Origin of the sequence: Clostridium beijerinckii HUN142, assembly GCF_000621745.1 — a bacterium.
GTDB classification, from domain to species: Bacteria; Bacillota; Clostridia; order Clostridiales; family Clostridiaceae; genus Clostridium; species Clostridium beijerinckii_A.
In genome coordinates this window covers 84,490-97,763 of the sequence record NZ_KK211339.1, presented here as the reverse complement: position 1 = coordinate 97,763, position 13,274 = coordinate 84,490, and the positions used below count along the sequence as shown (strand labels likewise).

Annotated in this window: 11 protein-coding genes and 1 pseudogene; 2 read left to right on the top strand and 10 right to left on the bottom strand. The window is 26.8% G+C overall.

All coding sequences use genetic code 11. From position 1 onward, the window contains the following. Positions 1-345 precede the first annotated feature (345 nt). The 10 genes and pseudogenes from cas2 to T483_RS32625 all read right to left on the bottom strand — a co-directional run bounded on the left by cas2 (position 346) and on the right by T483_RS32625 (position 11,326). The gene (gene cas2 / locus T483_RS0126670) at positions 346-636 is read right to left on the bottom strand and encodes a CRISPR-associated endonuclease Cas2 (protein WP_026889583.1); all 291 of its coding nucleotides are present in this window, start codon (positions 634-636) and stop codon (positions 346-348) included. Next, positions 636-1,634, bottom strand: a complete 999-nt coding sequence (gene cas1b / locus T483_RS0126665; protein WP_026889582.1) for a type I-B CRISPR-associated endonuclease Cas1b — start codon at positions 1,632-1,634, stop codon at positions 636-638. The genes cas2 and cas1b overlap by 1 nt, the downstream gene beginning before the upstream one ends. Positions 1,635-1,678: 44 nt before the next feature. After that, a complete protein-coding gene (gene cas4, locus T483_RS0126660; protein WP_026889581.1) occupies positions 1,679-2,173 on the bottom strand; it encodes a CRISPR-associated protein Cas4 in 495 nt (164 codons plus the stop codon). A 47-nt stretch (positions 2,174-2,220) separates the two neighbouring features. Continuing rightward, positions 2,221-4,443: a CRISPR-associated helicase/endonuclease Cas3 gene (locus tag T483_RS0126655; protein ID WP_035790630.1), complete on the bottom strand. Its 2,223-nt coding sequence runs from the start codon at positions 4,441-4,443 to the stop codon at positions 2,221-2,223. A 17-nt stretch (positions 4,444-4,460) separates the two neighbouring features. Beyond that, entirely contained in the window at positions 4,461-5,174 is a 714-nt protein-coding gene (cas5, locus tag T483_RS0126650; RefSeq protein ID WP_026889579.1) for a CRISPR-associated protein Cas5, read from the bottom strand. Positions 5,175-5,179: 5 nt separating this feature from the next. Further along, positions 5,180-6,112 (bottom strand): type I-B CRISPR-associated protein Cas7/Cst2/DevR, encoded by a 933-nt coding sequence (cas7i, locus tag T483_RS0126645; protein WP_026889578.1) that lies wholly within the window; start codon positions 6,110-6,112, stop codon positions 5,180-5,182. A gap of 1 nt (position 6,113) precedes the next feature. Beyond that, positions 6,114-7,847, bottom strand: a complete 1,734-nt coding sequence (locus tag T483_RS0126640; protein ID WP_026889577.1) for a hypothetical protein — start codon at positions 7,845-7,847, stop codon at positions 6,114-6,116. 14 nt (positions 7,848-7,861) lie between these two features. Then, the gene (gene cas6 / locus T483_RS0126635) at positions 7,862-8,554 is read right to left on the bottom strand and encodes a CRISPR-associated endoribonuclease Cas6 (protein ID WP_026889576.1); all 693 of its coding nucleotides are present in this window, start codon (positions 8,552-8,554) and stop codon (positions 7,862-7,864) included. Positions 8,555-9,053: 499 nt separating this feature from the next. Next, positions 9,054-10,733: an AAA family ATPase gene (locus T483_RS0126625; protein ID WP_026889575.1), complete on the bottom strand. Its 1,680-nt coding sequence runs from the start codon at positions 10,731-10,733 to the stop codon at positions 9,054-9,056. A gap of 210 nt (positions 10,734-10,943) precedes the next feature. Then, positions 10,944-11,326: pseudogene (locus T483_RS32625) on the bottom strand (5'-nucleotidase). Between the two features lie 1,013 nt (positions 11,327-12,339). On the opposite strand from T483_RS32625, the gene T483_RS0126615 reads away from it, so the two are divergent. Together T483_RS0126615 and T483_RS0126610 are read left to right on the top strand one after the other, a co-directional pair. Then, on the top strand, positions 12,340-12,870 hold the full coding sequence (locus T483_RS0126615; RefSeq protein ID WP_026889573.1) for a hypothetical protein: 531 nt from the start codon (positions 12,340-12,342) through the stop codon (positions 12,868-12,870). A 213-nt stretch (positions 12,871-13,083) separates the two neighbouring features. Continuing rightward, positions 13,084-13,272 (top strand): YvrJ family protein, encoded by a 189-nt coding sequence (locus T483_RS0126610; RefSeq protein ID WP_026889572.1) that lies wholly within the window; start codon positions 13,084-13,086, stop codon positions 13,270-13,272. Positions 13,273-13,274: the final 2 nt, after the last annotated feature.

The window sequence follows — 13,274 nt, the reverse complement described above, 5'->3', positions numbered from 1 at the left end:
TTAATTTAAATACATCTCATGTTGAAGTTAATCCGTATGCCAATCTTATCACGTACTGGATGAAGATAAATTTAAATACATCTCATGTTGAAGTTAATCCAAAGCAAATAGCCATTTCTTAAAATCAATAATATCATCAAAAGCCCTAAAAATCAACTTTCGCATAAAAATTTCCCAGCCGTTTTATAAATCTCAAAAAATACTGCAACATTACCCTCAAAATTTCATGTTTATTAGCTTACAAGAAATTTTCTTTATTTTATGGCTGGGAAAATTTCATTTATTATGTCTAGTATAGAAGTAGTGATTTCAAGATATATCAAAGAAATTTTTAGGTTAACTACTTTATATTATCAAGTCTTCTCCAGTTGCTCCTGAAGTTACCCCTAAAACTTCCTCTCCAAAAACATTATCATTCATCAGTTTGATTATACAGATAAAATCCTCATTTTTATCGATGACTTTATTTAAATCCGTTTTGAATTTTATTAATTTTGATGGTGACATCTCTCCTCTAAAAACTGACTTTTGAAAGTGAGATAAGTATTTTTTACATACTTTAAAAACTTTTTGTACTCGCTTTTCATTTACATCATAAAATACAAATGCATAATTATAATTACTTATTCTACTCATTACATCCCCTCCTTCAAACTGAAAGGAACAAATTCTTTGTCTTCCATTATATGTTTTATCAATTTATAGCAATCTAGTTTTATAGCTGTCCTATAGCTTACTTTTCTTTTTAATTTTGGATGTAAAAAAACTGATTCAAGCCTTTCTTCAAATGCTGTAATAAATATATTTCTCCCCTCTTCATTTAACAAACAGTAATTTACCTTCTTATCAAAATGTTTACTGACTTGAAGCCTCTTATTATTCACTAAATCAAAAATTGTTTTATATACAATTACAGGCTTAAAAACTTCACTTACATCTAGACTTAATGAAAATCTGCCTTCTGAAGGTTCATGTAAATAGCTTATTCTTTGATCAAGATGTGTTCTATAAATTGCAGATATTGTTTTTGTATATAGAAGAGTATTTCCGAAAGATATAAGTGCATTTATAGGATTATCTGGAGGTCTTTTCACCCTCTTATTCATAATAAAATCCTCTGGTAAAAAGTTCTTAAATTCACTATAAAATCTTTGCCAGACTTCTCCCTCCACAGACATAAGCACTTTAATATCTTTGGAATTTTCAACTCTTTCAAAAAATTCTCCTTTAATCCAATCTAAAGTCCCCTTTACTTCTTTTTTACCGTGTTTATAATAATGATAAATTACTTCTCTTATATTAATGCCTATTCCCTTTACAATAGCTTTTGCAATTGTCATTCTTGAATCACTGTATTTTTCAACCTGTTTCACTAAAAGCCTTCCGCTATTATATTGTGCTTTTGGATAAAAAGTCCCACTATAACCTTCATAATAATTAAAGAAATGTACTACTATGTTGTTTTGTGATAAAAAATCTAATAGTTTTGTGTTTATACTTACTTCATTTAAACAATAAATCTCTTTTGTGTTTTCAATTGGAATATAAACATTCTTTCCATCTTTTCTAAAGCATAAGGAGTTATCTTTTCTAATAAGCTCTCCCATGGATGATATATATCTTGTACTTCCCATAAAATTATCACCTCTTGTATTTTTTCTTTATTGCTATATCATTTCTATATATAGCAATATTCATAATAAGCGCACTTCTTACATTTAGGTTCATTCAATGCCTCTGGTATTTCCTCACTTGAAATCAAACTTTCTATTTCTTCAATATATTTATCAATTTCCTTTTCAAGATCTTCAGTTAATTCAAAATACATAATCTTTTTATCAGACTTGTTCTTTTCAATGCATTCAAGCTTACCTTTTCTTATTATCCCTTTACTTTTAAGCACCTTCAGATAATAAATAAGCTGCCACTTGCCTGCTTCAACATCTGCATCTGACTTCTTTATTTCTGTTAAATATTCAGAGGTGAGTTTATCTAATTTAATATTATCAATTGAAATTTCAGCATTTTCTGATCTTGAAGCTTTCTCTTCATGAATAGCCTTCCCAATCTTCACTATCTCACTGTTGTCTTCTAAGTTGAGTCTATTACCATGAAGATAACATTGTCTTTTGCAATGAAAATAATAATTAATTAAAGTCCCATTTACTCTCAATCTATAAACCTCCATGAAATAATCAATCAATTTTGCCTATTCTATATTTAATAAATAAGCCTATCATCCGTAAGGATTACACCTAAATCATATGTATAATCTAAATTTAATACATCATAGTAAAGTTCATTTGAATAATCTTTTTCTTTTAAAAAATACTCCCCTCTTTCTAAATATGTTGGAAGAGAAATTGTATTTTCATGCTTGAAGTCGTTTTCATTATAATCTTCCACCAATATATAGTCCTTTTTATAATATTTAATATCCCTTAAATCATATAAGTCCTCACTTTTTGAGATTCCAAAAAGTTGATCTATTGTTTTATCAAACTTATCATAACCTTCCTTAAACTTAATTTCTAATTCATTGATAACAATCTTATCATTAAATAGCTTATCATATACAGAATTTAACCATTCAGTATATTTGCTTAATGGAAACACACCTTCTTCTATAATTTCATAAGTGATTTCTAACATACGTGAATAGTAAGGTCTAATATCTGCATTTTTAAATATAAATATCTCACCTAGACTATCTGTTCTTTTTTTTCTATTTACCCTTCCAAATCTTTGTATCAATGAATCTATAGGGGCATTATCTGTATACATAACTTCAAAATCTATATCTAAGGAAATTTCCACTACTTGAGTGGCAACTAAAATAAAGGCTTCTTTATTTTTTAGTTTGTCGTATATTTCATCTTCCTTTTTAATTCTATCTTTCTTTTTAAATTGTGAATTATATAAAACCACATTAATCTTCTTATCTTTAGTTAGATTTTTAAAAGTTTCTACTGATTTTTTTACATTATTTCTAACAACTAATACGTTTTTTCCCTCATAAAATTTATCAATAATACTGCTAAGGTTATTATCTAGTGAATCTTCAACTTTATATATATGATTAGCCTTTTTATCAAATAGACTTTCTTCTTTAATGATAGGAAATTTATCAATATCCAAAAGTTTCTTCATTTTATTTGGTAAAGATGCACTCATTAAGCAAACTGGAACTTCATAACTATTACAAATTTCTAAGAATCTTTTTATAAAACCCATTAGTTTAAAATCATATGAATGAACTTCATCTATAATAATAATTGATCTAAGAAAATTAAACATAGCAACATTATATCTGCCTATATTTAAAAAATATTTAAACAAACTATCTATAGTAGAAACTGTCATCCCTTTACTAAATGTTGCACAAAATAAAATGTCATTTTTAAATTTATCATCTACTAATGCATTTTCTATTTCATACTTTTTTTCAAGATAGATCTTTGATGTGCTATGCATAAGACCTGTATTATCTCCAAATATATTAGAAGCTCTTTCATATAGTTTATTAGATGTTGTCTGTGTTGGTAGTGTATATATTATTTTGCTACATGAATTTTTCAAATTATTTATAGCCCATAAAAATGCCCCTTCCGTTTTTCCCTCTCCAGTTGGTATTTCAACTAAAATACTTCCTTTATGAACTGAAAGTTGCTGCTGAAATGCTTTAGGAATGAATTTTTCTATTTTAATGTATTTTGCAAGTTTAGTGAACATCTCTTCTTTACTTATTAAATCTTTAAACTCTATACTAGTCATACTTTCATTGAATTTTGCTGATGCTATCCAATCTGCTAAATTTATAATACCTAGTACATATGAATACAGAACTCTTAATTTTTCATATTTTTTCTTATTATTAATATCATGAATATCCACATACATAATCTCAATTTCTTCTCCTAAGTCTTTTAATCTAATATTTTTATATGTGAATTTATAATGACATTCTGTGCCCATATACTCCTTATAGAGCTCTTTATAGTTATAAAAAAATGTTTCTGCATAAGGCAGAAACTTAAAGTTAAATTTTTTATTATTACCAACAGCCTTAAATGAACTTGCATCATTAAAAATAGAGTGATGTGTTAATATGCATAGCATTAACATATTTATTTCATTATCCTTATCAAAATGAAACTCTGTTATATCAGAAAATAAACTTGCTGAATAAAGTGAATGATAGCTTTTTTTATTATCAGCTATAGTACTTTGAAATTCTTCTGTTGACTTGCCTATATCATGGAAGTATGAAATTAAAAATATTAAATCTCTAATTTTTTCATTATTCCAATTTGTCTTTTGTGAAATAAAATTTAAATCATCTTCATTAATAAGTTTTAGCGCTTCTTCTACCACCATAAATGTATGTTCATTTAAATTTTGTGTTTTTCCATCTTTTCTTACTTTTGCAACTATTTCACTCACATTAAATCTTATCCTCTCTAATAGAACACTACATTGTTATTTTCACACTTATAACTTTCTACATCCTTTAATTCAATACAACAATTTAAATATTCTACTTGCTTATATTCATCCATATTTTTTCTTGCTAGTCTAAAATCTTTATCTATAATTATCTTATATTTTAACGGAGTAATATTTGAAGTTGGTAATTCTATATAATTATCCGAGTCAGATATTTTCACTTCGTAATTGTACCCTTTATCCATGAATACAGAATTAATTATGTGAAATTTGTTTATATCTATTGTTAAGCTATCGTCTACATCAAATATCTTTATTATTTCATCATCCAACCCAAGAGCAGGAATTGATTTTGGACAAATTAAAGAATCATAAATCTCTTTACTTAATTCCTCATTTTCTATCATTAAGTATATTGTATACTTTGCATTATATAATTTGTCTCTTCTTATGATGCTTCTCCCATGCATATCGCTTTTACTTTCAAAAGATTTATATGACCATAAATCCTTTGCTTTTCCTTTTATAGAGTTTATAACTACAGAAACCTTAATCATATCCTCTTCTAACAAGGTATAATAAAATTGTTCAGATTTGCCCATTATGTTAGTTAGCATTCCTATTATTGTTGTTTTAGGTGGTGCTAAAAAGCTTTTTTGGTATGTTCTAAAAAATGGTATTCTAAAAGAATTAAAAATTCCTTCTACTCTAAATCTTATTACTCTCATTACAATCACTGCTTATCCTTTATAGAATCAAAAGCCTCTGTTATAGTAGTAACTTCAATACCAGAATCAGAAAGCAATTTTCTAATGTCATTTTCATTTTTAAATATATTTCTAGAAATACCAATTTTGACTTTTTCAATAACAGTCTTGTTATCATTTATCTCATCAATAATAGCTTGACAATCCAAATTATTATATCTATCAACATAAATACTGTTTAATAAAAATGGGTTACCTGTTTTCTGTTTTGTAATAGCAACAAATTTAGGTGAAATATCTTCTAAATTTCTAGATTGCTTTGCTCCACCATTAAAAAATCTTATAGAGTCAATCAATTTATTAATTCTATTAATTTTTTCTTCTTTAGAAATCATAGGAGTAGCTTCATAAGTATACTCATTAATTTCATTCCCTATCTTTTCTACATCAATTACAATGTTACCTCTCATATAATTTAATGTGTCAATTTCTACTTGAACTATATTTCCACTCTTTTCCGATTCACTCTCTACATATTTCTTTCTAGTTAGATAATCATATTCTCCTTTATATGGATGGAGGGAAACCATTGGAGCCACTTTAACTGGAGACCACCTTCTGCCTCCTTTAGGCAGCATATAGCCAAATAAATCAAGATCACAAAATTCCTTATACATTAACTCTTTATTTTGAAACTTTTCTTTCTTTTTATCATAAATTTTATCATTAAACTCCATAAAATTAGGATTTCCATTTTCACTAACTGCAGATATCCTCTCTCCAAGCTGTAATAATGTTTCTTTTAAATATCTTCTTTGTGCTTGGCCCGATATATAAGCATACTCTTCTCCCTGATTATCAGAAATCTTTTTTATAGGAGTGATATTCCCCCCCATTCCTTCACTTCCATTTAATGATCCTAAGTTAACCTTTGAAATATATGATATATTGTAAAACATCCTATTTACCTCCCTTATTTAATTTTTTTGCATATGACACAGATTTATATTTATCTACTGCATATATAGCAATATAGTCTCTTACTATTTCCCAATTTTGTGGCTTTTCCTCGAGTTCCATAAATATTTCTTCCATTATTTCATTAAATTCAGCAGAAAATCTCGCATCATCCTGCTTTCTTAAAATACTAAATTTAAAATCTTTAAAATAACTAATCATTTGTTTATGATTTTTAATATTTCGTAATTTGAACAATAAATCTTTATCATCTATATTTGCTGAAAAAACACCAATTTCTTCACCTAACTTTTTTGATTTACTGTGTAATTTCATTATATATTCCTCCCTCTTAGTTTCTTTTAAATACATATCCTCAAAGTAATATAAATAACTTCCTAAATTTCTTGAATTATTTCTTAAACTTTTGAATGCAACGTCATAATATACTTTTCTTAAATCCGCAAATTTAAGGATATTTTCACAAAATCTTTTAATCTCTAAGTTGATTTTTTCTTTTGAACTTTTTGACATATTTATCGTTGTAATCAGATCAGCAAAGTATTTAAATAGAGTAGAATCCTTAGTTCCTGTTTCCATTAATTTTTTGAAAAATATAATTAATCTATATGCTTTTGAGTATTCTTCAAGTGTTGATTTCATATTTCCGTCTTCAGTATAATTTACATAGCTAATTTTTGATAAACCATTATATAATTTTTCTTTTCTTTTTCTGATCTTTTCTTTATCTATATTTTCATACATACTTTCAATGTGATAAATATAGGACACTAAGTACATTAAAAATTTAACTTGGAATTCTTTTATATCACTTGATATATAGAAATTTCTATTTTCTACACCATCAAATTCAAGTTGCTGCATTAAATTAACATTAGTATAAATAGCTCTTATTTCATTTTTTTTCTCATCCTTTATTCTAATAGATTCATCGCTTATTTTATGTGGAAAAGATATTTTCATTTCATATAGGGATAGTAAATCAAAAGAATTTAAATAGATAAAATAGGTTAGGTTATAGAATCTTTTAACCTTAACTCCAAACCAATAAATAAGCGCATCCCATTTATCTATATAATTATCTTTATTAGACAGCATATCCCTAAAGCAAAATCCACCATCTTCAAATTGATGTATTTTAGAATCAAAATTTATTAAATCTCCCTTTACTGAATATTCAATATAGCTTTTTATAGCTTCACTTTTAGTCATAAATATTGGTATATCACATTGGTTAGACTTTTTAAACTCAGATCCCTTTTTGAAAATTTCTGTATCTGTCTTTATGCTTGATTCTTTTAAACCACTTTTTTTAGCAAAATCTATATACATATCAAATAATTCTTCTGTTGTTTTTCCCAATTCATTTGGCATAATATATTTATATAGATATTTAACATCATTTCCTGAAGATTTTCCTTGAATGTCATATTTCTTCTGATAAACAAAGTTATTATTTTCTATGTTCCAATATAATCTATCATTATCTGTATTGAAGACTATATTATTATTAATTAAAAAACCTTCCAATATATCATTATAATATTCATCTTCTTTTCCATTCTGAATTTCTAGAGTTAATTTATTAGTTGTTAATTCATACTTAACTCCTGAAATATAATTTTCATCTAGATATATTTTTAAATTTACTAGTCCATTATTATAAAAAACATCCCTTGTTATAAATTCTTTTATTACAGCATTACTCTCAACCACTTAAATTCACCTCCTTATAGCCACCTATAATTCATAAATCCATAACCCCTTGCATTCATTTCAAAGATACCTGTCCCAAGACTCAGGTATGCTAATTTCTGAGCTGTTTCATTCTCTGCAATATTCAAAGATATCTTATCTCCCAGCAATTTTATACTTTTATAATTAGTTGCAATTGGTTTATTATTTTTAAATTCAATGGTTGTGTAAAATTGAAAATTTTCATCAATTTTAATTTCCATTATGCTGTTATATTTCTTTATAAGATTTTCTTTTAATCTTCGTTCATATTCATTTAACTTGAGCTTATTTTTCCAATAGCCGTCATCATTTTTTATAACTGCTGGCGTTATTGAATATAGCTTTTCAATATGTTTCTTAGGTAATATTCTTATTTCTGATGTTAAGCCTTTTATATTAGAATTAAAATCGTTTACTAACTCATTAGCAAAAAATTCTGCCAAGCCTTTGCTAATAGTCCTAATGGTCACAGTATAGATTTTATCCTTTTTATAAACCTTATCCTTTTCTAGCGGATATGGAGCATCAAAACAATAGCCTTTAAACTTATTGCTTTCATGTAATTCTAACAATTTGCTGTCTTTACTTAACCCACTATCAATAAACCCACTTATTATCACCTGAGAATCTTCTATAGGCATATCTTTTAAAATAAAGATTTTTAACTTTACTTGAAAAACATTCATTCTCTCACCTCCAATTATAATTTTACCTCTTATGTACTTATATGTAAATAAATACAATATACTCCATTAACATGTTGTAATTAATCTCAATACTAATTAAAATAAAATTTAAATACATTCATTATGTTATGGTTAATTTATACTTCTATCTTTTTGACCAAATCTATAAAATCATCTTTTGGCTAAATCTAATTTTATACTTCTTATATCTTCTGTTGATTGCATAATTAATTTTATTTTGGTTTTTCTTATCTTTTTCACATCTCATACCTCCCATCAATATTCTCATTTATATTAATAAGTATATTGTATTTATTAGTCATTATTGCCTCACAAAAGTTTTATATTCATTAGATTAAAAATAATATTAAATTTAAAAAATCCAGCAGTAACAAATTCAAATTCATTACTACTGGACTTTCAAAACACTTTTTCCCATTTAATTTTTCCATAATAATAAGCCACTATAACAAGCAACCTATTATTTTCTATTAACTATTTAATTTTCCTTCTTAATAATAAAGCAATCTTTTTGATAGAAGCTTATTCCATACTTTAAAATATTTTTATATCCTTCACATCTAAGTTCTAAATCATATCCTTTAGTTTCTATCTGCTTTATAGCTTCTTCTGCTTTTTTCTCTAAATCATCTATATTCTTTGCAACTTTAAATTCAATGACTATTGCAATTCCACGAAGAGATACAGATTTTATGAATAAATCACTTCTTCCAGTTCCACCTTCTCTATTAGATTTTATTATATAGTCATGCATATTAGCTAATGCACCTGTTACAAAACCATGATAAAAATTTTCATAGGCATCATTGAAGCTTATGGTTTCTATAAGAAGTCTACTTAACTCATCTTCAAATATTTGATGCTCTCCATTTATTATTGCAGTATACATTCTAGTTAAATCTCTTGCTTTAACCTTATCTTGAAACCATTTTAATATTTTTGATTTAAAAATATATTTTACCTCTCTATTTGGTATACTGAGTTCTAAATAGTGATTATCTTCACTATCCATTCTTTCATTAACTTTTTTAAAGTATCCAGTAAAAAACATGAAGTTCCATAAGCTATCCATAGAGTCATAAATTTCATCATAAGTTATATCTTCATGAACTGGCTTTTCAATTGTTTTTCCTTCTATTAATAATTCTATCTCCTTTTTAGTAGCATTATCAGCTCTTTCAATTAAGCTTTTAACTATACTATTTGAACTTGTATTAGCCCAATAAGATGTTGGAAAAGCATTCTTATTCTTATATAAATCTTTAACAAACTTCACAACACTCCATGGATTATATACTTGTGCCTGTCCGAAAATATATCCATTATACCAGCTTTTAGTCAATTCCTCTTTTTCAATAAGACCATAATCATTAAGCATTATGCTGACTTCATTTTGAGTGAATCCAAAATATTCATCATAATGTTCATTTAAGATTGATATAATATCTAAATTATTTAAACCTGTAAATATACTTTCACGTGAAATTCTAAGGCATCCAGTTATAACTGCAAATTCTAAGGAACTATTAGTCTTCAATGCTGATTCAAAAAGCGATCTTATAAAAGCAATCATCCTGTCATAAAACCCTTCAAAGAAAGCATTTTCAAGAGGAACATCATATTCATCAATAAGTATTATAACCTTCTTATTATGATGCTTTTCTAAACATTCACATAAGAAATATAAAGCATCAATATAATCACCTTCTTCACCTTGCTCCATTAATATTTTTAAATATCGTTCCCTTTCATACTGCAATTGTTCATTTTCTAATAAATATTCATGCCTTTTGTATTCTTCCGCAATCCGTCTCCTAATAGAAATATAAGCCAACTCAAAATTAGGCTGCTTAGCAGATTTTAAAGATAAATTAATCACAGGATACTGCCCCATATGTGATGTATACTTCTGCTCGGCTTTCATTATATTTAAGTTTTCAAAAAGGTAAGAATTATCCTTGCTGCTATTTTCAAAAAAATATTGAAGCATACTCATGTTTAAGGTCTTTCCAAACCTTCGCGGTCTTGTAAATAAATTAACAGCTGCCTTATTGTCTAATAAATCTTTTATAAGCAAGGTTTTATCTACAAAATAATATCCTCTAGTTATCAACATTTCAAAATTATCTATTCCTATTGGTAGTGGCTTAAACTCCATCCCATCACTTCCATTCTATATAAATGATTTATTTCATCCTTTATTAACCATTGCTAATATTATATCCTATAACATATTTTTAATAAACATATAGAGCTATTCTAAATTTAAAATTCACTTTAAAATTGCTCTCCTTTTGAATGCATCTCATGTTAAAATTAGTCCACCAACGTCAAGACGTAGAGCAAGTCGTTCCTAAACTCACGACTATTACTTCAGATGTCCTAATTCCAAATACCCTTGGGCGCTTCTAAATAACGAAGTGTTGAAGTTGCTATAGGTGAATGCAGCTCTAATTATATTTAGATTATAATGTTTAATACTGTTAAATACTCTTAAACCTGTTTCAGGACTATTTCTTGACATTACAATTACTTCTACTATTGGATCTTCAAACTTATTATTCAAATTAACAAGTGCTTGTATAAGTGGAAAGCTGTCCCTTTTTCTAATATCTTTTCTTCATTTTCTACTTGAAATTTTGAGTATTTTTCAAGTCCTTCTTTCTCATACATTTCATTTTCCTTCTCCAAATCAAAAATTGCTCGTGACGATATTGCTATGACTAATTTGTCCTTTAAATTATATGGCATCTACTTTTCCTCCTTAATGTAATTTAATAGTATATTGTACTCTAAATATTCCAAATTCCCGTTATAGACATAATATTCCCTCTAAAACAAATCACAAAAAAGACAGAACATTTATTTCTAAACATCCCACCTTTATTATATAATACTTCTTACAACTTTCCCCTTATTTTTCCATAATCCACAAATTACTTTTACATATATAGTGATTGTAGTTTAATTAAGTCTTATAAAGATTTCAATTCAATTACACTTTGATATGTGGACTTTCACTCTAAATTCAATCTGCGCTTATTTGATTTCATTTTAGAAGATTTATTTTGTAAGGAATGTGATTGTACTGATTTAAGACTAGCTCTAAATAATTTAAACGATGATGAAAAAGAACTTATAGATTTTATTTTCTTTAAAAAGATGTGTTATTCTACTGCTACTCGAAAAAAGAAAGTTGCTTTAAATAAAATTTCCAATTATATTTCCCTAAATTATCAAGCTTAAAGCTCCAAGGCTATCCTTGGAGCTCTTATTTTTGTAGTGGCATTATTAAATTCAAATATACTTTCAGATGAACTTGTTATTTTTTGATTGTGCTTATACTATTCAAAAATTTTATATTTCGTTCTTCGAACTTTCCTTGTAGGCATCTATCTAATATTTGATGATGGTCGCTTACTCTGTGAATATCTAGCGAACTCATGTGAGTCGGATTTCCTTTTATATTCTAAAATTCTTAAGTTCCTAAGTTCTAAAGAATATAAATTCTTATATTGTAAAATTCTAAAATTCTTAAGAATATACACATTTGAAAAAAGCAGCTATGCTGCAACTATGATCATAAAATCAGCTCTATACTACAATCAGATCATTTTTTCTAAAAAATATATATTCTAAAATTCTTAAGAATATATATTCCAAAATTCTTAAGAATTTTAGAATCTCTAATAAATGTCCATATATCTTTTAAGAGTAAACATAAAAATACTTCTAATAAACTGCCAAAGGAGGATTTATAATTTATGGCTGGAAAAAGAGCTGCAAAGGTTCCTAAAAATGATTTTGAATATGATGAAGGTGAAGTGTGTGGTTTTTCTAGTGAAGCTCCTTTAACTGGTGACTGCATTTCTTCCTTCTCTTTTGATGATGATTCTGATATTTATAATATTCAAACTAATTCTGAATGCAAATCCATTAATCATACTGCTTCTTATGAAGATACTAAAACTAATATTCAAGTTAATACTGCTCCACCTAGTAACAGCACTATTCAAAATAATATACCTAAATCTATGGAAATAAAAAATACTCTAAGCTCTACAAAAGACATATTCGCTAATAGAAGAACGCCCTTTCCTAATGGTGCTGTTCCTGCTATTGATGGTGAGACCCCAACTATTAAAAGAAGCTACACCCTTAGAAGCTCTACTATAAGAAAAATAAATGAATTAAAAAACATACATACAGATCTTAATGTATGTGTCAGCACCATAGTTGATATTGCCATAGATTATTATCATAACCACATTGTAAATGAAGGCGGCACTCAATAATTTACTTCATCTATATATCTTCAATTCACAATGCACGATTCTAAATTCTCAATTCACTATCCATAATTACTGCTAACATTCTTACAATATTTTTAGAATTATGATGAAGAATTATTTATGCAATGTATCTATTTTAGTTCTAGGTACTATTTGTTTTCTAACGTGAAATAATACGCTTTGTATCATATATCCCTTATGGGAGGTGATGAAACTATGGATATAACTGAATTAATTAATATTATTGTTAATAATGGATTTGCTATAGCTGTTGCTGCATATTTACTAATTCGCTTAGAAAAACAAATTAACAACTTATCTAGTTCAATTAATAGACTTAACACCATAATATCAACCAAGCTTGGAGTTGTTATAGATAATAATGATTCTAATAACGTAGCTTGAAT

Bases quoted from the DNA above. Each gene is read 5' to 3' on its own strand.
- cas2 (WP_026889583.1), bottom strand. From the start codon at position 636: ATGAGTAGAATAAGTAATTATAATTATGCATTTGTATTTTATGATGTA.
- cas1b (WP_026889582.1), bottom strand. From the start codon at position 1,634: ATGGGAAGTACAAGATATATATCATCCATGGGAGAGCTTATTAGAAAA.
- cas5 (WP_026889579.1), bottom strand. From the start codon at position 5,174: ATGAGAGTAATAAGATTTAGAGTAGAAGGAATTTTTAATTCTTTTAGA.
- cas7i (WP_026889578.1), bottom strand. From the start codon at position 6,112: ATGTTTTACAATATATCATATATTTCAAAGGTTAACTTAGGATCATTA.
- cas6 (WP_026889576.1), bottom strand. From the start codon at position 8,554: ATGAATGTTTTTCAAGTAAAGTTAAAAATCTTTATTTTAAAAGATATG.
- T483_RS0126625 (WP_026889575.1), bottom strand. From the start codon at position 10,733: ATGGAGTTTAAGCCACTACCAATAGGAATAGATAATTTTGAAATGTTG.
- T483_RS0126615 (WP_026889573.1), top strand. From the start codon at position 12,340: ATGGCTGGAAAAAGAGCTGCAAAGGTTCCTAAAAATGATTTTGAATAT.
- T483_RS0126610 (WP_026889572.1), top strand. From the start codon at position 13,084: ATGGATATAACTGAATTAATTAATATTATTGTTAATAATGGATTTGCT.